The sequence below is a fragment of the Brevibacillus sp. YAE8 genome, assembly GCF_057543335.1.
In genome coordinates, this window is sequence record NZ_BAAIYG010000009.1 from 43,774 (window position 1) to 65,112 (window position 21,339).

The following is a 21,339-nucleotide window of genomic DNA, read 5'->3' on the forward strand; positions in this document are numbered from 1 at the left end:
AGCACAGCCACTTCGTGCGCCGTGCTGCCGCCTTTTTTATTTTTGCAAGCTCACCTGATCGAGCATCAGATAGCCTGCCGGACTGATGGAAAAGCCCTGGATGTCCGTGCTGATGACGGCGAGGTTTTCCAGGTTGCGGATCGGTACGAGCAAAGCGTCGCGCAGCTCCAGCTCCTGCGCCTTGGCGTAGATCGCAAGCCTTTTGGCCGGGTCTGTCTCCACTCTTCCGGCGTCAAGTAGCCTGTCCAGCTCCGGGTTGCTGTACTGAAAGCTGTTTCCGGCCCCGCCGCCCTGGGTGTGAAACAGGTTGTACTGATTGTAGTCCGCATCGCCTGTCGCATTGCCCCAGCCGCTGACGAATATTTCGTGCGTCCTCGTCTTCTCGATCTGCGTGACAAAATCGGCGTAGCTGACCACTTCGAGCCTGGCATCAATCCCGATTCCTTTTAGCTGCGAGCGGATCACCTGCGCGACCGTAACGCGGTCGTTGCGGTCATAGGTCAGCATGCGGATGGAAAAGCCGTTCGGATAGCCGGCTTTGGCGAGCAGCTCCCGCGCTTTGTTCAAGTCGTACGGATAGCTTTTGACGGAAGGACTGTAGCCGAACACTTTCGGGCCGAGCGGCGAATTGGCCTGCGTTCCTACGTTGTTGTACACGCCTTTGATGATCGCGCCCGTCTCGATGGCAGAGCTGATCGCCTGTCTGACGCGGAGATCGCGCAGCGGCCCCGCCGCCACGTTGAACCCGATAAACTCCGTGCCCAACGCCTCGCTGCGGTAGACGCGCAGACGATTGGACGCGGACAGCCGCTCGATGTCCTGCACCGGAATGGACTCGGCCACATGGGCCTCGCCGTTTTCGACCAGCGCAATCCGCTTCGTGTCGTCGGCGACGACACGGAAGACGACGCGATCGAGCTTCGGCTGATCGCCCCAATAGTGCGGGTTTTTGTCCAGCACGATCTGCCGGCCAGGCTCCCAGGAGCGAAACAGAAACGGCCCTGTCCCGACAGGGTGCGCGGAAAGCTCGCGGCCGTACTCGTCGATGGCTTTCGGGCTGATGATGCTGCCTTCGTGACTGGCCAAAATGGACAGCAGCGGCGCAAACGGCTTTTCCAAAAGAAACTGCACCGTGTACGGGTCGATGATTTTGACTTCCTTGATCTTGTCGAACATCGCAGCCCGCGGAGAAGCCGTTTTTGGGTCCATCACCCGGTCCAGCGTCTTTTTGACCGCTGCAGCGTCAAACGGCGTACCGTCGTGGAAGAACACGCCCTGACGCAGCTTGAACTCCCACACCAGGTCGTTCACCTGCCTCCAGGAGAGGGCAAGCTGCGGCGCGATCACCATGTTGGCATCCCGCTTGACCAGCCCCTCGTAAACTTTTTGGTGCACCACACTGGCTGCATTGATGGTAGAAATGAAGTGCGGGTCGAGATTGGTCGCATCAGACATGCGGGCGACGACCAAGGTGCCTCCCTCAGCCCCCGCTTTTGGTGGCGGGCTCTCGTTTTCCGCAGGCGGTTCCACCCCCATGGAACAGCCCGCAAGCATCGTCGCTGCGAGCAGCAGTCCAAGCAAGCTGTGGAAAAGTCTCTTTCGGATCATGGTGGACTCTCTCGCATCCTTTCCATGTAAGCCTGTGAGGCGCGCTTGTTTTGGATGAGAAAACTTGGCTGCGCCAAGCCATTGCCGCAGCCTTCGTTGCCCTTATACTGGATAAGAATCTTATCCATTCTTAAACTGTACAAAAAGACCGCCTTTCCCCAAAAAATCCACAGAGAATGGCGGCCCGATCCTCGCGATGCGCAAAGAACAGCAACTGGCGTTATTTGTTTTCAAACAGCTTTTTATACTCGCCGAAGCCTTCCTCTTCCAGTTTGTCTTTTGGAATGAAGCGCAGCGCCGCAGAGTTGATGCAGTAGCGCAAGCCGTTTTCCCCCGGGCCGTCCTCGAACACGTGCCCGAGATGGGAGTCCGCGTGCTTGCTGCGCACCTCTGTGCGAATCATGTTGTGAGACAGGTCAATGTGCTCGGTAACGTTCTCGCTTTGCAGCGGCTTCGTGAAAGACGGCCAGCCGCAGCCCGCATCGAATTTGTCCAGCGAGGAAAACAGCGGCTCGTTGGAAACGATGTCGACGTAGATGCCCTCTTCCTTGTGATTCCAGAACTCGTTGGCAAACGGGCGCTCCGTGCCGTTGTTTTGCGTCACTTCGTACTGAATCGGCGTCAGTTTCTTTTTCAGTTCTTCCTGCTTCTGTTTGTCGCGCCACGCTTCCTTGATGAACTTCGCCCTGCCGGACGCCGCCTTGTAATACTGATAGCGCAGCGGATTTTTCTTGTAGTAGTCCTGGTGATACTCCTCCGCCGGGTAAAACGGCTTGGCAGGCAAAATCAAGGTCGCAATCGGCTTCTGAAAACGCCCGCTTTGCGCAAGCTCGTCGCGTGACTGGATCGCCAGCCGCTCCTGCTCGGGGGTGTGAAAGAAAATCGCCGGAGCGTAAGACTGTCCGCGATCTCCGAATTGGCCGCCTGCATCTGTCGGGTCGATCTGTCTCCAAAACATTTGCAGCAGCTCCTCGTAGGAGATGAGCGCAGGATCGTACGTAATCTGTACAGCCTCAAAATGCCCGGTCGTCCCGGAGCATACTTGTTCATAAGTCGGGTTTTCCACATGTCCGCCTGTATAGCCGGACACAACCTTTTCAATTCCTGGCAGCTTGTCAAACGGGCTGACCATGCACCAGAAGCAGCCACCTGCAAAGGTTGCGGTTTCAAACCGGGAATGTTCGCTGTTCATGCCATTCGCCTCCTGAAATATACGACAGCTTCGCTAAGTCGATTGTACATGGTTTGCAAAATGAAAGTCCACTCCGTAGCTGTCGCAAACAGCAACCGGGTAAAAAAAGACCCCGTCTGGACGAGGTCTTGAAATGGGGGAAATGAAATTTGCGCTTACGCTTCCACTTCTTTTTCAGCCCCGGACAGCGCCTGGGCAAAGCCGGAGAGCATCACGACCATGTGGGCAATGCCTTCCTCAAAGTCTTTCAGACGGATAGATTCGTTCGGAGCGTGTACCTTGCAGCCGACCCAGCCTACACCTGTGCTGACGACGGGCAGTTGAAGTTGCTCCCCGAAAATGTACATCGGGCCAGTTCCTGCCGCATTTGGCGCGAGCACAGGCTCGTTTTCATAAATAACCCGTGCGGAATCGAGCACATGGGCGACGAACGGATGGCGGAAAGCGGAGCGGTACGCTTTTTGGCCGTTAATCATCGTGACGGAAATGTCGTCGAAGCCGTGCTTTTGCAGATGAGCCTCGACGCAGCGCAGGATGTGGTCCGGGTCTTGGCCTGGGACGAGGCGGCAATCGACCTTGGCTTTTGCCACCTTCGGCAAAACCGTTTTCGCGCCTTCGCCCGTGTAGCCGCTGTCCAGCCCGCAAATCGTCATCGTCGGATGGAACACCATCGCTTCACGCGGGTCTACCCCTTTTGCCGCCGTAATCAGCGGGCGCTTCAAGCCGTATAGCTGCGCCGTCGCTTCCTCGCTGAACGGCAGCGCGGCCACGACCTGCTTTTCCTCTTCTGTCGGCTCCACGATCCCGTCGAAAAAGCCTTCTACCAAAATTTCGTTTTGCTGGTTTTTCATCGTCGCCAAAGCTTGCACCAAGCGCCACGCCGCGTTGTCGACATACGCGCCCACGGAGGAATGCATGTCGATGTCCGCGCCTACGCACGTCAGCTCCAAATACGCCATGCCTTTGATTCCGGCGACCATGCTGATGCGCTCAGCCTCGTCTTTTCCGCCGAACTCCCAGATGCACGCATCGGCTGCAAACAGGTCTTTGTACTTGCGCAAATACGGCTCCAGGTTCGGGCTGCCGATCTCTTCCTCGCCTTCGATCAAAAACTTGATGTTGCACGGCAGGCCGCCCAGCTTTTGCTGCAAGATTTTGATCGCGGAAAGCCGCGCCACGAGGTCGCCCTTGTTGTCTGCCACTCCGCGCGCGAACAGCTTGCCGTCGATCTCGGTCGGCGTGAACGGCTCGGTCTGCCACTCGTTGAACGGCTCTGGCGGCTGAACGTCGTAGTGGTTGTAGTAGAGCAACGTTTTGCTCGCGTCGCCTTCGCTGCCCGCTGCAAAAAAGGCGTAGACGACCGGATTGCCGCCCAGGTCGTCGAGAACTTTTGTCTCGCCGCCCGCCTCGCGAATCATCTGCACCACGTATTCCACCGTCTCCGGGATCGCTTTATGCTGCGCGGACACTGTTGGAAAGCTGGCGTATTGCTTCAGTCGGTCGACAGCCTCCGGCAATATTTCCTGGACGTAGCCCAATACTTGTTCCTTGTTCATGGTACGCTCCTCCTCAAGACCGAATGGGTGGTACGATTACTGCTGCAAGCTCGGCACCTTTGGCTCCATGTACGTCGCGAACCAGTCTGCGGTGTACTGCAATCTGAGGACGCGCTGCTCCGGGTCGCCGCTGCGGGACAGCTCGTGGCTGGCGCCGGGGAAGCGGACGAAAGACACGGGAGCCTTGCCTTGATGTTTCAGCGTGATGTAAAGCTGCTCGGCTTGGTCGATCGGGCAGCGGTGATCCTGTTCTCCGTGCATAATCAACAGCGGCGTCTCCATGTTGGCGACGAGGCGGATCGGCGAGTGATGCCACATTTTTTCCGGGTTGGTGAACGGATTCGCCTGAATTTCCTCTGCGCTGAAGTAGTAGCCGATGTCGCTCACGCCGTAAAAGCTCATCCAGTTGCAAATGCTGCGATCTGTCACCCCGGCCTTGAAGCGGTTCGTCTGCCCGACGATCCAGTTGGTCATAAGGCCGCCGTAGCTGCCGCCAGCTACCCCGAGGCGCGACTCGTCCACGAAGTCGAACTGTGCGCACGCGTAATCGACCGCGCTCATCAGGTCGAGGTAATCTTTGCCGCCGTAATCGCCGCAGCACGCCTGCATGAAGCGCTCGCCGTAGCCGAAGCTGCCGCGCGGATTCGTGTAGAGCACCGCGTAGCCTTTTGCCGCCAAAAGCTGAAACTCGTGGAAAAACGTGTTGCCGTACATCGAGTGCGGGCCGCCGTGGATTTGCAGGACGAGCGGGTACTTTTCGCCTGGCTGGTAGCCGACCGGCTTCAAAATCCAACCGTGCACGTTCCAGCCGTCTTGTGCGGTAAACTCGATTTCTTCCGGCACGGACAGTTCCACATCCGCAAAAAAGTCGCGGTTCAGCTCTGTCAGACGTCGCTCGGCTCCTGTCGCCAAATCAATCTGGTACAAATCGCCAGGGATGAGCGGATCGCTAATGGCCGCGATCACCGTCTGCTGCTGCTCGTGGAAGGTAAATCCGTACACGTTGCGATTGCCGCCGACGATGCGCGTCGCCTCGCCACCGAGCGACACGCGGTAAATGCCGGAGTTGCCGCGCTCGCTCACGATCACGTACAGCGCGCTTCCGTCCTCTGTCCAGACCGCGCCCGGATTCGGATGTCCCGGGGAGCGCACGTCGCCAATCGTCGAATCGCCAATCTGCACATCCCAGTCTGCCGTCACGCACGTCTGCTGGCCGCTTTCCAAATCGTAGACCCATACTTTCTTTTGCGTCGCATTCAGGTAGGTTTCAGACACGCTGCCAATATAGGCGAGCTTTTTGCCGTCCGCCGACCAGGTTGGATAAAAGAAGGTTCCGTTGCTGCTCGTCAGCTTTTTCCATTCCCCTCCCGCAATCGGGATGAGGTACACATCGAGGCTGTGCTGCATGTCGGGATTTTCCGTGCGGTTGGCCGTGATCGCCAGCCATTGTCCATCCGGCGACCAGGAGCCGACCGTATGGTGGTACGGGCCGTCCGTGAGCGCCGTGATTTCTCCCGATTGCACATCGACCAGTGCCAGTTGCCGGGTTTTTTCGTACAAGTAGCCGTGGTCGTCGGACTTGTATTTCATCCGCTCCACGTGGATGACTTTCGGGGCAGTCGCTTTCTTTTCGCCTTCGCCTTCGCGGTCGTGGAACGTCTCACCGCGATCCAGCAGGGCAGAAAACGCGATGTAGCGGCCATCCGGCGACCAGATCGGAGTGCTTGCTCCTGCCTTGCAGAAAGTGAGCTGGCGCGGCTCGCCTCCGGTAGCGTCCATCAGCCACACCTGTGACGTGCCGGAACGCTTGGAGACGAACGAAAGCTGCGAGCCATCCGGCGACCAGCGCGGATACGTGTCGCGCACAGCGCCTGTCGTCAGCGCCCGCGGCTCTGCCGCTGCCAGCTCTCTTACGTACAGATGGTTGCGGTACGCATGTTCCTCGTCAATCGAGGTTTCTACGTAGACGACGGTGCGCCCGTCCGGAGACAGTTGGGGATCGCTCGCGTACTTCAGTTGGTACAAATCTTCTGCGGTCATTCCTCGTTTGGTCATGCCCCTCACTCCTTTTCACTATGGGAAGGCTGTAGATGCTGCAAGAAAAACTGCGTAATGCTCTGGTTCAGCGTGATGTGGTTGGCGAGCTTTTCCGTGAAATGACCCTCGTCCTCGAAGACGTGCAGCGAAACCTGCTGCCCTCTGGCCTGCATATCTGCCACAAGCTGTTCTGCCTCGCTGACGGGTACGCGGGTGTCGTTGCGCCCGTGGAAGACGAGCAACGGCGCCTTGATCTTGGCGGAGTGATTCAGCGGCGCGATCTCTTCGAAGAAATCGTCGTACTCGCCCAAATATCCGTACTCGACCTCGCGCAGCTTTCTCCGCCATTCCCCGGTGTTTTCCAGGAACGTGCGGAAGTGCGAAATGCCGACGATATCCACTCCGGCAGCCCACAGGTCGGGGTAATGGGTCAGAGCGGCCAGCACCATGAAGCCTCCGTAGCTGCGGCCCATGATACCGATTGCTTGCGGGTCGACCGTGTCTTTTTGCGACAGGTCTTTGACCAGCCAGGCGAGATCGGCGACAGAGTCCATCCGTTTGCGGCGATCATCGAGCTGTACGTACTCCCGGCCGTAGCCCATGCTGCCGCGCACATTCGGAGCCACGACGGTGAAGCCTTGATTGGCCAAATATTGAAAAACCGGATGATACTCGGCGCGAATCTGGCTCTCCGGCCCGCCGTGGACGTAGACGACGACAGGGCTTTTGCCCGTTTTTTCCTTGCTGTACAGGAAGTACGGAACTTCCAGGCCGTCGAACGAACGGAACGTACACAGCTTTGGCTCGACCAGCTTGTCCTGGATCGTCCGCGCCACGCCGATGCTCGTCACGCGCGCGCTTGTTTTTTCGCGGAGCGAGTACGTCCATATATCGCCGGGCAAGGTCGGGCTTTTCAGCGCAAAGGCAAGCTGCTCATCCGCCCGGAAAGCCAATCCGGCAATTACTCCGCCAGGCACGTTTTCCGCCAACTCCCAGCGCTCTTCGGCCAGCGAGTAAACGCCCAAAACGGAACGCCCGCCCTGATTGACGGTAAAAGCAAGCAAATCCTCGTCGGGCGAGAGCTTCGCTTCCTCGATATCCCACTTCGCGATGTGAACGAGCTTCACAAGCTCTGCATCTGCCAGCGAAAAGCGGCAAAGCGCCATCGTATTGTCGTCGCGGTCTGTGACGATGTAGCCGTGCTCGCCGTCCTTCGTCAATTGCAGCGACTGGAAGCGCGCCTGCTTGCTGCAAATCGGCAGCTTCTTCGCCTCTCTGCTCTTTAGATCGAGCAGGTAGAGCGCGTTGTCGATATTCGTTTCCTGCACGGTAAAAATCAGGCCGTTGCCATTCGGCAGCCAGGCGATCGGGTCGCAGCGCCCGTCAAAGCGATACACCTCTTCATAGACACCGCTGTCCACGTCTTGCACGTACAGGTCGAAGCAGCGCGGATGCCTGCGGTTGCTCGACCAGGCGATCTTTTTGCTGCAAGGCGACCAGCCACCGAAGTAGTGGAAACATTGCGGCGCATCCGTGAGCGGCTTGACGGCAGCCCCTTTGTCCGTCAACAAAAAAAACTGCTGCCGTTCGTCGCCTTTGTTGTCCATGCCTACGACGGTTTTCGTCCCGCACGGCGAATGCCCGAAATCGACCACTCTGTCAGGCAAAAAGCTCATCTGGCGCGCGCTCTGGCTCCCTTCGTCCCAGCGCCACAACTGGGCGATGCCTGTCAGCTTGGTCAAAAAGGTCAGCTCGTCTGTCTGCGGCACCACTTTCAACTGATAGGCGGACTTCACTTGCAAATAGTCCATAATCAAGGTTCAATCACCCTTTCCTCGTAAGTTGCGTGTGTATGTAGGTGGATCTTGGCTGACGAATCGTTGCGTGGGGATGACCGTGTAGAAAAGGGAAAAAAGAGGAGAGACTCCTCTTTTTTCTATTTTTTCGTTGCCCAACGCGCACTTGGGAAAGCGTTGACCGGATATGTCAAACCTTCCAAGTTTGGTTTAACCAAATAGTTTTGCTGATAGTGGTAAATCGGAATGAACGGCATGTCATCCATCAGGACCGCTTCGGCTTTATGCAGCAATTCCATCCGTTTGTTCGGATCTTGCTCGACTTTTGCCGCCATGTTGAGTTGATCGTACTCCTTGTTCACCCAGCCAGTGCGGTTGTTCGGGCTGTCGCCCAAATAGTAGTCGAGGTTAAACGCCGGGTCGCTGATTTGGCCTACCCAACCCATACGAGCCATTTGGTAGTTCTTTTGTTTCGTCGTGTCGAGGTACACTTTCCACTCTTGGTTCATCATCTTCACTTCTACGCCCAGGTTTTTCTTCAACATTTCCTGAATCGCCTGCGCTACTTTTTTGTGGCTCTCATCTGTGTTGTACATGAGCGTTACTTCAGGCAGAGTAGACCAGCCCTCTTCCTGCATGCCCTCTGCGAGCAGCTTTTTCGCTTCTGCCACGTCTTCTTTGAAGTAGTCGCCGCCTTCTTCGCGGAAGTCTTTGCCTGTCGGCGTGATCGCTCCGCGCGGTACCATCGAGTAAGCTGGCGTTTCTCCGCCCTGGCTGACCATTTCGGTCAACGCTTTGCGGTCGATTGCCATTGCGAAAGCACGGCGGACCTTTTTGTTGGTGAACGGCTCTTTCGTTACGTTGAACATGTACATGTACGTGCCGTAGTATGGAACGGATTTGTAGTCAGGGCTTGATTTTTCCTGGGCGAGAATGTCAGAAGGCATCTCTTTGTTGAAATCAAGCTCGCCGCTTTTGTACATCTGGTAGGACGTCGTGGCATCGTTCACCATTTTCCAGGTGATCTTCTCCATTTTTACGTCGTCCTTGTTCCAGTAATGCTCGTTCTTTTCAATGACCAGCTCGGAGTCATGCTTCCAGGAAACGAGCTTGTACGCGCCGTTGGAAATGTACGTTTCCGCATCGGCTGCCCATTTTGGATTGGCTTCGGCCAGCTTTTTGTTGATCGGATGCCAGTAGCGGGTTGCGAGCATTTTGTCGAAGTAGGAAGTTGGCGCTACCAGCTCGATTTCCAGCGTTTTTTCGTCTACAGCCTTGATGCCGACGTCTTCTGCTTTTCCAGTCCCTTTGTTGTAAGCCTCTGCTCCTTTAATGTAGTAGAGCAGATAGGCAGTCGTGGAAGCAGTCGCCGGATCAATGTGCTTCATGAACGTATAGGCGAAATCTTCTGCCGTCACCGGCTCGCCGTTCGACCACTTCGCATCGTCACGCAAAATGAACGTGTACTTCAACTTGTCGTCGGACAGCTTCACTTCTTTTGCTGCGCCCAGGATCGGATTGCCCTCTTTGTCCTTGGTGTACAGCCCTTCGCCCAGATGATCCATAATCCAGAAAGAGGTCGTATCTGTGGAGGTGAGCGGGTTCAAGTCAGGCGGTTCTGACTTGGCGTTGAACACGACTTCTTGTTTGACCGCAGCAGTTGGAGCACCTGTAGTGGCACCTCCGTTGGTTGCTGTCCCGCCGCTGCCGCCGCAGCCAGCAAGCGCTGGCACCACGAGCGACAGAGACAGGGCAAAAGCAGCTAGTTTCTTCACAATGGTTCCCCCTGTATAAAAAGATGTAAAATCGTACTACCGATACAAATGGCAGGCGACCCAATGGTTGGGCGCCGCCTCGATCCACTCCGGCACCTCTTGTGCGCATTGCTCGGTTGCTTTCGGGCAGCGCGTCCGGAAGACGCAGCCGCTCGGAGCATTGGCAGGGCTCGGCAAATCCCCCTGCAAAATGATGCGCTCCCGCTTGATCGTCGGGTCGGGAATCGGGATCGATGACAACAAGGCTTGCGTATATGGATGCAATGGTTTGGCGTAAAGCTCGAAGCTCTCGGCCATTTCCACCATTTTCCCTAAGTACATGACGCCAATTTTCGTCGAGATATGCTTGACCATCGACAGGTCGTGGGCGATGAACAGGTAGGTCAGCCCTTTGTCCTGCTGCAAATCTTCCAGCAGATTGACGACCTGCGCCTGGATCGACACATCGAGCGCAGAAATCGGCTCGTCGGCGATGATAAATTCCGGCTCGACCGCCAGTGCCCGCGCGATGCCGATCCGTTGCCGCTGACCGCCGGAAAACTCATGCGGAAACCGGCTGGCGTGCTGCTTGGAGAGACCGACCAGCTCCAGCAGCTCCTTGACCCGATCGGCGCGCGCCCCGCGCGACAAGCCGTGGATGTCCAAGCCTTCTGCGATAATATCCATGACCGTCATGCGCGGATTGAGACTGGCCTGCGGGTCCTGGAAGATCATCTGCACATCGCGGTTGAACTGCGCCGAGTCTTTTCCTTTTAATTGGTGTACATTTTTGCCCTTGAACAAAACTTCGCCGTCTGTCCGGTCGTACAGGCGAATCATCGTCCTGCCGAGCGTCGACTTTCCGCAGCCGCTTTCCCCTACCAGCCCGAGCGTCTCTCCCCGCTTGATCGAAAACGTGACCCCATCTACCGCCTTGAGCTGGATGCCGTTGCCGATCTCGAAATGTTTCTTCAAATTTTTTACTTCCAGCAATGACTCACTCATCTACGTCTGCCTCCCTGCTGCTACGAGCTCATCCAGCTTGGGCGCCCGAGGATCATGCAACCAGCATGCTGCCTGGTGTGCATTTTCAAACACGCTAGCCTCTGGCATCTGCTGCTCGCATATTTCCATCGCAAACTGGCAGCGCGGGGCAAACGGGCAGCCTTTTGGCGGATGGAACAAGTCTGGCGGCGCGCCTTCGATCGGCACGAGCCGTTCTTTTTCCTCGCCATCAATACGCGGCAGCGAGCGCATCAGCCCCCATGTGTACGGGTGCTTCGGATTGGCGAAAATGTCCTCGACCTTGCCCGTCTCGACGACGATCCCTGCGTACATGACGACAGCGCGGTGCGCGATCTCCGCTACGACCCCCAGATCGTGCGTAATCATCACGATAGAAAGCTGCTGCTTGGCTTGCAGTTCGCGCAGCAAATCGAGAATTTGCGCCTGAATCGTCACGTCGAGCGCCGTAGTCGGCTCGTCGGCGATCACCAGCTTCGGATTGTTGGCCAGCGCGATGGCGATGACGACGCGCTGGCGCATGCCGCCGGAAAATTCGTGCGGGTATTGATCGACCCGTTTTTCCGGATCGGGAATGCCGACCAGCCGCAGCATTTCCATGGCCTTTTGCCGCGCTTCTTCCTTCGTCACCTGCTGAGAGCGCACGAAGCCTTCCACGATCTGGGCTCCTACCTTCATCGTCGGGTTCAGTGCGGTCATCGGATCTTGGAACACCATCCCGATTTCGGCGCCGCGCAAGGCGAGCAGCTCTTTTTTGCTCAGGCTCGTGATGTCTTTTCCGGCAAAGCGGATGCGCCCGTCGACGATCCGTCCCGGCGGATTCGGGATCAAGCCCATGATCGCCTGGGCGGTCACGCTCTTTCCGCAGCCGCTCTCTCCGACTACAGCGACGGTTTCGCCGCGGTCGACGTGAAACGTGACGCCGCGCACCGCCTGTACTTCTCCCCCGTATGTCTTGAAATGTACCCGGAGGTTTTCTACTTGCAGCAATTGCTCTGTCATGCCCGGTTCCTCCTATCCTTGGGCGCGGTTACTCACGAATCCGCGGGTCGAGTGCGTCCTGCAAGCCATCGCCGAAAACGTTGAAGGCGAACATCGTCAGCGAGATCATCAAAGCCGGGAAGAACAGCCTCCACCAGTCTCCGGTCAAAATCACGCCCAGCGCATCGTTCGTCATCGTCCCCCAGCTAGCGATGGGAGCTTGTACCCCCAAGCCGAGAAAGCTCAGGAACGATTCGGCAAAAATCGCCGACGGAATGGTGAACGTCAGGTTGACGATAATGACGCCAATCGTGTTCGGAATCAGGTGGCGCAGCAGGATGCGCGGAAATTTTGCCCCGAGCACCTGGGCCGCCATAATGAACTCCTGGTTTTTCAACTGCAAAATCTGCCCGCGCACGAGCCGGGCCATCCCGGTCCAACCAGTTGCCGACAAGGCGATGATAATCGTCAAAATTCCCGGCTCCATGACGACCATCAGCATGATGACGACCAGCAAGTACGGCAAGCCGTACAGCACCTCGATCAGACGCATGATGATCGTGTCGATGCGGTCGCCGCGTTTGCCCCGGCCCGCCATGTATCCGGCAATCCCTCCGATCGTGACCCCGATCACGAGGTCGATCAGCGCCGCTGTGACGCCGATGATGAGCGAGATTCGCGCTCCGTACCAGGTGCGGGAAAACATGTCCCGTCCAAGCTCGTCCGTCCCGAACCAATGCTCGGCGGATATTTCCTGATTCGCGGTCAAAAGGCTCTGGTCCGAGTAGCTGTACGGCACCAGATGCGGCCCGACGATGGCCATGACCACCATCAGCACGATGAGCGTAAAGCCTACCATCGCGAGCTTGTTGCGGACGAGCTTGCGCGTCACCTGTTGAAAATGGGTCAGGCTCGGCCGCATCTGGACAGCTTGCCCGTCTGTTTTTTGTGCTCTTGGTCGAAACAGCTCATTCGCTGCTTGTTCTGCCGCCATTGGCTACCTCCCCCTGCTCGACAATTTGATGCGCGGATCAATGAACATGTACGCCAGGTCAATCAAGAAAATAATCAGCACGAGAATCGCGCTGTAAAACACCGTTGTTCCCAAAATGACCGGATAATCCCGGTTGAAAATACCGTCCACGAAATATTTCCCGATACCCGGCACCGCGAAAATTTTCTCGACGACGAACGTTCCGGTCAAAAGCCCGGCCACCAGCGGACCGAGGAACGTGACGACCGGCAAAATCGCGTTGCGAATGCCGTGGCGGACTACAATCAGAAAAGTCGGAATCCCTTTTGCCTCCGCTGTCCGTATGTAGTTCTGGTTCATGACTTCGATCATGCTCGTCCGCATGTAGCGCGTGATGATCGCGAGCGGCCCGAAGGCAAGTGCCAGGGAAGGCAACACGGAATGCTTCCAGCTTGCGAGCGTCGCGACCGGGAACAGTGGCCACTTGATCGCCAGATAGTTAATCAACAGCGGCGCCATGATGAAGCTCGGTACCGCAATCCCCAGGACGGCCATGACCATCGCCGCATAATCAATCCATGTATTTCGGTTTAATGCCGCAATTATTCCGAATATCAGTCCAAAAAAAAGCGCAATGACGATTGCCTGCATCCCGATCAGGGCCGACGCCCCGAAGCCGTCTTTAATCATATCGTTGACCCCGCGTGTCTCTGATTTGATCGAAGGGCCCAGGTCCAGCATCGCCAAGCTTTTCAGATAAGACAAATACTGCATCGGCAGCGGCTCATCCAGATGGTACTTGGCGCGCAAGTTGAGCAAAATTTGCTCCGGGAGCTGATCGGATTCCGAGGCGAACGGATCGCCCGGGATCATGTGCATTAAGGAAAACGTCAGCGTAACGATAATCCACAGCGTAACGACCATCATCAAAATTCGTTTTAACAAGTAACGCGCCATTTTCTTCTTATTCCCCCTATCCAGGCTTGCAAAAAACGTGCTTCTCTCTCGTTCGGCCCCCTTTAACGGAAATTAACCTAAAACATTCCTTAAATCAACAATATAGTGATATCTTTATTTAATGTCAATTCTGATTTTTTTGTTTTACTCATAATTTTTTCATCGGTTGCAACTCGCCTGTTCTAATAGTAAACTACGCTAATACGGAATTTTTCCCTAAAACATCCCTTAAACGCCTTTTGCTCACGTGCTGGATTTCCTTTGCTTGGGCTGGGTATTTATGGCATTGGCATCAGGAATATAACGATACGATAATGCCGAAAAGAGGATCGATCCACTTCGTGACGAATAGGTTATCCCGTACTTTACCGTTTAGTTGGAGGACATGATGATTATAAGAGTCGGCTTAGTAGGTCCGAAAGATTCCGTGGAATTGATGAAAAAGGTGGGACGAGAGTTCGCAGACCGCCTCGTCCTGATTCCGTTTGTTTACCAGCGCGCGGAGGAAGCGGCTACGATCGTGGTAGAAAACGAGCCGGAGGTAGATATCTGGTTTTTCTCCGGGATTGGCCCCTACTCGATGGCGAAGCAGCATTTGCACAAGCAAAAAGCTTTTTATCCGCAAATCAACGCCAGTGTGCTGACGAAGGTGCTCCTGGAATTGGTGTACCGCGACGGGCTATCGCTGGATCGCGTCAGCTTCGATACCGTATCAGAAATGCATTTTCGCGAAACGCTGGAGGAGCTTGGGCTGACGTGCGAGCAGCCGTATCTCAATCCGTACCAGGAGTTCCGGCTCACCAACCACCTCGTCGCCTATCACACGGCTCTCGTCCGGGAAGGAAAAGTAGACGCCTGCGTCACCGGGATGCTGTCCGTGACCGAAGAACTGCAGCGCCAAGGGATCAAGGTGTACCGGATGGGCTTCACCCGTCTGACGTTCCGCGAAATTTTCAAGCAAATTTTGCAGGAGGGCGAGACGCTGCACTTCAAACGGTCGCAAATCGCCGTGCAACTGCTGGAAGTATCCGATATGGACAAGCTCGCCAATGAACCTGCAAACGCTTACGATTTGCGCCGCCTCGACCTCAAGCTGCAGGAGATCGTGCTCGACTACACCGAATCCATCTCGGGAAGCTTCGTCTCGTTGGGCAACTACAAGTTCATTTTGTTTTCTACACGCGGCTCGTTCGAAGACAACCCGGCGTTCCATCCGACGTGCCTGCTGGAAAAAATCATGCTGCTCACCAACTCGACAGCCAATATGGGCATCGGCTTTGGCGTCACCGCGCTGGCGGCCGAACGCAACGCGCAGCTCGCGCTCGTCCACGCCAAAAAGCACGGAAACGCCGCGATTCTCGTCGATCACGACGGCTCCATCGAAGGCCCCTTGCGCCAGGCCAAAAGCATCAGCTACGAGTACTGGACAGAGGACAAGGAGATCAGCGAAGGACTGAAAAAGGCCGGGGTCAGCATTACGACCTTGAACAAAATCATTTCGGTGCAAAAGGCGTTGGGGCAAAATTACATCAGCGCGGCGGAAATGGCCGAATGGATGGGCATGACGCCGCGCAATGCCAGACGGATTTTGAGCGATCTGGCGGAGCACAACGTCATCGAGCAGATCGGCGAGGAAACCCCGACCAATCGCGGACGCCCGCGCAAAATTTACCGCGTTCTCCCCGCTTTATCGGACAGCCCGTAAGTACAATCGTCCGCATGCCCGATTAGAAAACTTGGCCGCGCCAACCGCTTGGCTCAGCCTTAGTTGCACATATGCTGGATAACCATCTTATCCATTCTTATCTGTACAGTACAAAAAACCAGTCTGAGACACGGTGCGCGTTTGAAGCGATGCCGTGGCGGACTGGTTTTTTGCCGTTTGGTTTTTGGCTTTTGTATGGTTCTAAACGTTGCAGCGATTCGGACGATCGGCGAGCCTTTGCGCCGCCGCCTGCGCGGACCGCTTCGAGCGCACGCTGGCGACGACGACGCCTGCGACGATCAAAAGAGAGCCGCCCGCCTGGATCGCGGTCACCTGCGAGCCGAGCAGCAAAAAGCCGACGAGCATCGCCACGAACGGCTGCAAGTTGAGAAAAATTGCCGCCTTCCCTGTCCCGACAATTTTCAACTGCGAATTCCAGACGATCCCGCACACGCCTTGCATGAGAATCGCGGTGACGATCAACATGCCCCACGCCCACGCTTCATGGCTGATGTGCGCCGTGGAATCGAGCGTCAGCATCGCCGCAGGCGTCAAAAACAGCGTCCCGACCGTCGTCGAATACACCGTCGTAATGAACGGCTGCATCGTCTGCGTCAGCTTGCGAATGATAATCATCGACGCCGAGAACGTCACCATCGCAATGACGATCAACAGCACGCCTTTGGAAATGGAGAGGCCCGCTCCAATCCCCACGACGAAAAAAGTGCCGAGCAAGGCGATGCCCGAACCGATTTTCATGCGCAGCGTAAACTGCTCCTTCAAAAACAGCGAGGCCAGAACGGCTGTCACAATCGGCGCCAGCGACAGGATCAGCGAGGCGGTCGTGGCGTCTGTCGTCAGCAGGCCGTTGAAATACGCCGTCTGGTTGGCCAAGGTGCCGACGAGTCCGAGCAAGACGAGCAGCCCCAACTCGCGCAGCGTAATTTTCACGAATTTTTTCGTCAGCCAGGCGTACAAAATCAAAAACAGCGACGTGAAAATCAGCCGGACATCGGCGAGAAACAGCGGAGGAAACTCTTTGACCAGCATGCTCCCGAACACAAAGTTGCTTCCCCACAGCGTCACACAAAAAAGCAGCAGCAAGTATGAACGAATCATCGTTTTTTCCTTCTTTCACCCGTTACATGATGGAATCCCGTATGCAATCGTACATGAGAAGGCCAAAAAAGTCCATGTGCAGATGCGCCATACTCTGCCCCAATTTATGTCTGGCGGCAAGCCGGGGAACCAAGGTCAAAGACGGAGTGGGCAATCAGCTCGTAGGAGCGCAGCCGTTTGGCGTAATCCGGAATGTCGGTGATGACCATGATTTCCGCTGCTTGATAGCGCTCTGCCAGTTCTTGCAGCTTTTCCCGGACAAAAAGCGGATCGCCCGCGATCGGCGGCCTGCGGAACGCGGCGCTGCTCGCTTGCGCACAGGCGCTCGCCTCCTCCATCGTCTCGGCGCAAATGACGCCGACGGCAACGATGACCTCCGGCTTTGGCTGCCGGACGGACGGCTTGTAGTCTCGCTTGTACGCGGCAATGACGTCCTCCCCTTCCGCTTCGCTCATAAACAGGCCGAACGCGTAGCCTGCCCCGTTTGCCGCGGCGTAGCCCGCGCTTTTTTGATTGGTCCCGAGCAACCATAGCTGCGGCGGCTGTGGCGGGAGCGGTCGGGCGAGGACAGGCTCGCCCTCGACGGTGAACGCGTGGCCCAGCAAGGCAGCCAGTTGCGCGACAAGCTCCGGCATCCGGCCAACCTGCTGCAAAAAATGGTCGTTCAACGCCATCGTCGCATGCGCAGAGCCTCCCGGCGCGCGGCCGACGCCAAGATCGATTCGCCCAGGGTACAAGGTCGAAAGCAGATGAAAAGCTTCGGCCACTTTGTACGGCTTGTAATGCGGCAGCAGCACCGCTCCCGACCCAATCCGGATGCTGCTCGTCTGTGCCCCGATATGCGCGAGCAAAACTTCCGGCGCAGACGAAGCCAATCCGGGCATGTCGTGATGCTCGGACACCCAGTAACGGCAGTAGCCGAGCGCTTCAGCGGTTTGGGCCAGCAGCACTGATTGCCGCAGGGCAACAGCCGGATCGACTCCCCCGTAGATGGGCGACAAATCCAGCACGCTTAGTTTTTCTAAAGTCATATGTGCATTCCACCTAACTGCCTTGTTCTTTTGCCAGGCGCCTCTATGTTTTGGCAGCAAAGTCGATGGGACTGCTTGCCGCCTATGACGTTCCAGCGATCGGGCCTGTCTTGTTCACTATAGCGCTATCCGGTGCGATTCCACAACGATCCAGATGGCAACTGTTTCGACAAATGCGGCGTCCGGCTGTTTGCCTGCCAGTCTGGATGCTGACGTGAATACTACTACTAGCAGCTCTCACAACATAAAAACAGGCCAGCCCCCTTTCGGCAGACTGGCCTGTTTTGTGCGATTCCGTTTATGGCTGCGCTTCTTCCGCTTCCTGCGGTTCTTTTTGCGCATGCTCCTGCTTGTTGTCCTCCTGAGCCGCTGGCTGTTGCTGTTGCGGCTTTTCCTCATTTGGCTTCGGTGCTTGCGCCTCGCTCTCCTTGTCCGCTTCGGTCGGAGCGAGCGCGCTGGCTACGAGCAGCGCGTACGCCCGTGCGCCCTCGGAGTTGAGATGCACGCCGTCCTTGTAAAAGTACGAGTTTTTCCCGGCGCTGGCCGCATGCCAGTCGATCAGCTTGACGTTCGGATGGGTTGCCTCCACATCTGCCAAAGTCTGGTTGACAACGCTTTCCCAAGGCTTCGGAACCCGCGTGTTGATGACGATAATTTGCTCCACGCCATTCAATGCCTTTAGCAGCTTATCCAGTTGGCCTTTGCTGAAGGAGCCATTCGTCCCCAGCTCGATGATGACGCGATTGCCGAGCCGCCCTTGCGCTTTCAAGGCGGCAATCGTGTCAGGCGCTTGCGACATTTGTCGACCGACCTTGCCGTCAATTACGATCCCGGGCAAAAGCTTTTCCAGATACGGCTCCACGTCGAGCATGACCGAGTCGCCGATGGCAGTAATTCCTTTGCCGGATTGGACAGCGACGGCTGGCGCATCCGAAGCTTTCGGCTGTTTGGAATCGGCGGAATTGTCCTGATTTTGCGCGGGCTTGGTGCTGTCCGCAGCAGGCTTGGTTGCGTTTGGCTTTGTTTCGTTTTTCGGCTTTGCCGCCGTCTGGCTATCTGGCTTCGGTGCCGGGTCTGGCTTCGGTGCCGGGTCCGGCTTCTTCACAACGGCTGGCACTTCCGGGCCGTACGGTTTTCCGGCGCGCTCGGCAGCCTGTTCCTTTTGTCCCGCAGCGTCTGCGGCGGAGGCCGACTCCACCGGCTTTGGCTGCGGGGAGCTGTTGCCAGCGGTAGCGCCGGAAGTCAAGGTCGCGACTCCAAAGTAAATGACGCACAGCGCGAAGGCGCATCCTGTGGCGAGGATGCGGGTAGAACGCTTGGAAGCCCCCCGCTTTTTGCCCGAGCCGACGTTCGCCCACAGTCTGCCCAGCGCGCCGTGGCGAATCGGTTCCTCGACGTATTTCCAGGACAAGGCGGCCAGCACGATGCAAGCGACAAGTTGCAGAGCGGCGCGCACGACCGCGATCACGCCTCCGTCCTCCATACCAGTCGGACTCGTGAGCACGATTACGGGATAATGCCACAAATAAATGCCGTACGAGCGCACGCCGAGCCATTTGAGCGGCTTGCAGCCCATCACCTTCGCCAGAGCGCTTGCCGGATGGGCGAGGACAGCTACCAAAAGCGCGCTTACAAGCGACAGCAGCACCAGCCCGCCCTGATACAAAAAGTCATCGTACTGGTTCGTTTTCCAGATCGACAGAAGCAAAATCGCGAGACTCGCGGCTCCGACCACGTCCAGCGTCAGACGCGCCTTGCCGGAGATGTTCGTGGTCAGCTTGCGACTCGGCCACATCATGGCCAGAGCAGCACCGATCAAAAGGGCGAACACCCGTGTATCGGTTCCGTAGTAAATCCGGCTCGGGTCTTCTCCCGGCACATACAGCACGGCCATCAGGATTGCCGAGAGTGCAGCCAGGCCGAGCGTCAGCATCACGAGCGGGCCGCGGCGTTTGACCACGGACAGCCCGAGCGCGACCAGGAGCGGCCAGATCAAGTAAAACTGCTCCTCTACAGCCAACGACCAGAGGTGACCGAGCGGCGAAGGCGGGCCAAACTTTTCAAAATACGATACTTCGGAAAAGACCAGCCACCAGTTGCTGACGTAAAAAACAGCCGCCCACACATCCCCGCGCAAGCGTCCCATTTGCTCCGGGACAAACAGCGCGACGCTCATCACGACGACGACCATCAGCAGCAACAGTGCCGGCAACAGCCGTCTGGCCCTGCGCAGCCAGAAGTCTTTCATATCCAATCGCCCGTGCCTGCTCCACTGGGCAATCAGCAAATCAGTAATCAGGTAACCCGAGAGGACGAAAAAGATCCCGACTCCGAGCAGTCCTCCCGGCGCCCAATTGTAATTCAAGTGATAAATAATGACTGCGAGTACCGCCAGTGCCCTCAGCCCGTCGATTCCGGGCATGTAACGGCTGTTGGAAGCCTTGATCGGTTCAGGCATGGTGGCGGCCTCCTCTGCTGTTTGTTTGGCGAGTCCGTACTTCCACTTGCTTGTGCGTCAGATCCTTGCCATTCGAAAAAACCATTGCTTTGTTCTTGCTTACCGTGCTCGCCATGCAGCTCATCTGCACTCTCCCCTTTTAATTCCGTTCTGTTTCGTTATTAGTTGACGGGGGCAGTCATTACACATCGGGAATTGCGTGCTATATGAATGCAAAAACCCCAGGTTTCTTAAAGGTTGGCTGAAGAAAACGGGGGTTGGTCTCGTTCATTATCTGCAATGGAAAATGAATCCTCCAATCATCATTGCCCGTATTCAGGATGTGGTGCCCTACGTACTTTCCGTAATGTGTGCGCCTTCTTCTTATGTATGGCTGTTTCCCCTCTTTCCTTCCTGATTTTTGTGCGCAAACCAGACTTTCCCAACGATGTGGACGAAGCCTTCGCTGCATCGGTGCCGACCGGATTTTTGCAAGAAAATCTGATCGGCCCAAATCAGTTGCCCGGTCACCTTTTTCATGCCTTCTGCTTTGTGCCCGGCAACCTCTTGTATCCTGATTATAAGACGCACAAAGACAAAAACGCGTTACAAATTGTTTACATTCCCTGCCGATTTTTTCCGGGAAATCACAGGCGCCAAAAGCTGCGGCAAAAGACAGGGAGCAGCGCTTCTGTTTTCAGCCAAATGGCCTGGTTTTATGCGCATTTTTCCGGGCGGCATGCCTCTTTTTTCCGGGCCGGACAGACGCAAAAAGCTGACGGCGCGTTTCCACCGTCAGCTCCACTATGTACTGCTATCGAATCAGGATGTCCGATACACATCAGGCCCGCATGGGATGTTTTGTCCAGATCATTCTGATCCGGTATAGATGCAACCAGGATTCGTCCATGGCTTGGCAGAGCCACGGTTTCGAAAATTAAATGTGATGAGTAAACAAATAGTTCAGGAATAGTCCCCCGCTAATGACCGCGATGACCATACAGACGATGCCGCTTTTCACCCGCTGGGATACAAGACGCATAAAGCCAATACAGAAGAAAGCGCCGGTCACCAAAAAATAGGAGATTCCGATCCAAAACAAATTCCAAGGTAAGCTTGCAAAATCCACGTTACCCAAAAGTGAACACCATCCCTGTCCCAATCTACTTT

General features: G+C 56.3%; 15 protein-coding genes. 2 read left to right on the top strand and 13 right to left on the bottom strand.

Annotated features, from left to right (window positions below):
• Positions 1-36 precede the first annotated feature (36 nt).
• The 10 genes from AC27IT_RS13740 to AC27IT_RS13785 all read right to left on the bottom strand — a co-directional run bounded on the left by AC27IT_RS13740 (position 37) and on the right by AC27IT_RS13785 (position 13,877).
• Positions 37-1,608 (bottom strand): glutathione ABC transporter substrate-binding protein, encoded by a 1,572-nt coding sequence (locus AC27IT_RS13740; RefSeq protein ID WP_007786397.1) that lies wholly within the window; start codon positions 1,606-1,608, stop codon positions 37-39.
• A 220-nt stretch (positions 1,609-1,828) separates the two neighbouring features.
• Positions 1,829-2,800, bottom strand: a complete 972-nt coding sequence (gene msrA, locus AC27IT_RS13745; RefSeq protein ID WP_005829548.1) for a peptide-methionine (S)-S-oxide reductase MsrA — start codon at positions 2,798-2,800, stop codon at positions 1,829-1,831.
• A gap of 155 nt (positions 2,801-2,955) precedes the next feature.
• A complete protein-coding gene (locus tag AC27IT_RS13750; RefSeq protein WP_007783662.1) occupies positions 2,956-4,356 on the bottom strand; it encodes a M20/M25/M40 family metallo-hydrolase in 1,401 nt (466 codons plus the stop codon).
• 36 nt (positions 4,357-4,392) lie between these two features.
• Positions 4,393-6,411 (bottom strand): S9 family peptidase, encoded by a 2,019-nt coding sequence (locus AC27IT_RS13755; protein ID WP_005829544.1) that lies wholly within the window; start codon positions 6,409-6,411, stop codon positions 4,393-4,395.
• 5 nt (positions 6,412-6,416) lie between these two features.
• A complete protein-coding gene (locus tag AC27IT_RS13760; RefSeq protein WP_487091857.1) occupies positions 6,417-8,204 on the bottom strand; it encodes a S9 family peptidase in 1,788 nt (595 codons plus the stop codon).
• 125 nt (positions 8,205-8,329) lie between these two features.
• On the bottom strand, positions 8,330-9,964 hold the full coding sequence (locus tag AC27IT_RS13765; protein ID WP_327945379.1) for a peptide ABC transporter substrate-binding protein: 1,635 nt from the start codon (positions 9,962-9,964) through the stop codon (positions 8,330-8,332).
• Between the two features lie 36 nt (positions 9,965-10,000).
• Positions 10,001-10,948, bottom strand: coding sequence for an ABC transporter ATP-binding protein (locus AC27IT_RS13770; protein WP_007783650.1), 948 nt, complete (start codon positions 10,946-10,948; stop codon positions 10,001-10,003).
• A complete protein-coding gene (locus AC27IT_RS13775) occupies positions 10,949-11,968 on the bottom strand; it encodes an ABC transporter ATP-binding protein (RefSeq protein WP_005829535.1) in 1,020 nt (339 codons plus the stop codon).
• Positions 11,969-11,996: 28 nt separating this feature from the next.
• A complete protein-coding gene (locus AC27IT_RS13780; protein WP_005829533.1) occupies positions 11,997-12,941 on the bottom strand; it encodes an ABC transporter permease in 945 nt (314 codons plus the stop codon).
• 3 nt (positions 12,942-12,944) lie between these two features.
• Positions 12,945-13,877, bottom strand: coding sequence for an ABC transporter permease (locus tag AC27IT_RS13785; RefSeq protein ID WP_005829531.1), 933 nt, complete (start codon positions 13,875-13,877; stop codon positions 12,945-12,947).
• A gap of 388 nt (positions 13,878-14,265) precedes the next feature.
• On the opposite strand from AC27IT_RS13785, the gene AC27IT_RS13790 reads away from it, so the two are divergent.
• Positions 14,266-15,582, top strand: coding sequence for a helix-turn-helix domain-containing protein (locus AC27IT_RS13790; RefSeq protein ID WP_007783597.1), 1,317 nt, complete (start codon positions 14,266-14,268; stop codon positions 15,580-15,582).
• A gap of 201 nt (positions 15,583-15,783) precedes the next feature.
• On the opposite strand, the gene AC27IT_RS13795 is transcribed toward AC27IT_RS13790, so the two are convergent.
• From AC27IT_RS13795 to AC27IT_RS13805, 3 genes are all read right to left on the bottom strand, one after another.
• The gene (locus tag AC27IT_RS13795) at positions 15,784-16,701 is read right to left on the bottom strand and encodes a DMT family transporter (protein ID WP_327990712.1); all 918 of its coding nucleotides are present in this window, start codon (positions 16,699-16,701) and stop codon (positions 15,784-15,786) included.
• A gap of 104 nt (positions 16,702-16,805) precedes the next feature.
• Positions 16,806-17,732 (bottom strand): MsnO8 family LLM class oxidoreductase, encoded by a 927-nt coding sequence (locus AC27IT_RS13800; RefSeq protein WP_026557140.1) that lies wholly within the window; start codon positions 17,730-17,732, stop codon positions 16,806-16,808.
• A gap of 298 nt (positions 17,733-18,030) precedes the next feature.
• Positions 18,031-20,190, bottom strand: coding sequence for an acyltransferase family protein (locus tag AC27IT_RS13805; RefSeq protein WP_429776946.1), 2,160 nt, complete (start codon positions 20,188-20,190; stop codon positions 18,031-18,033).
• Between the two features lie 237 nt (positions 20,191-20,427).
• Here AC27IT_RS13805 and AC27IT_RS13810 point away from each other — a divergent pair, with 237 nt between their 5' ends.
• Positions 20,428-21,048 (top strand): hypothetical protein, encoded by a 621-nt coding sequence (locus tag AC27IT_RS13810; RefSeq protein ID WP_157179536.1) that lies wholly within the window; start codon positions 20,428-20,430, stop codon positions 21,046-21,048.
• The last annotated feature ends 291 nt before the right edge of the window (positions 21,049-21,339 follow it).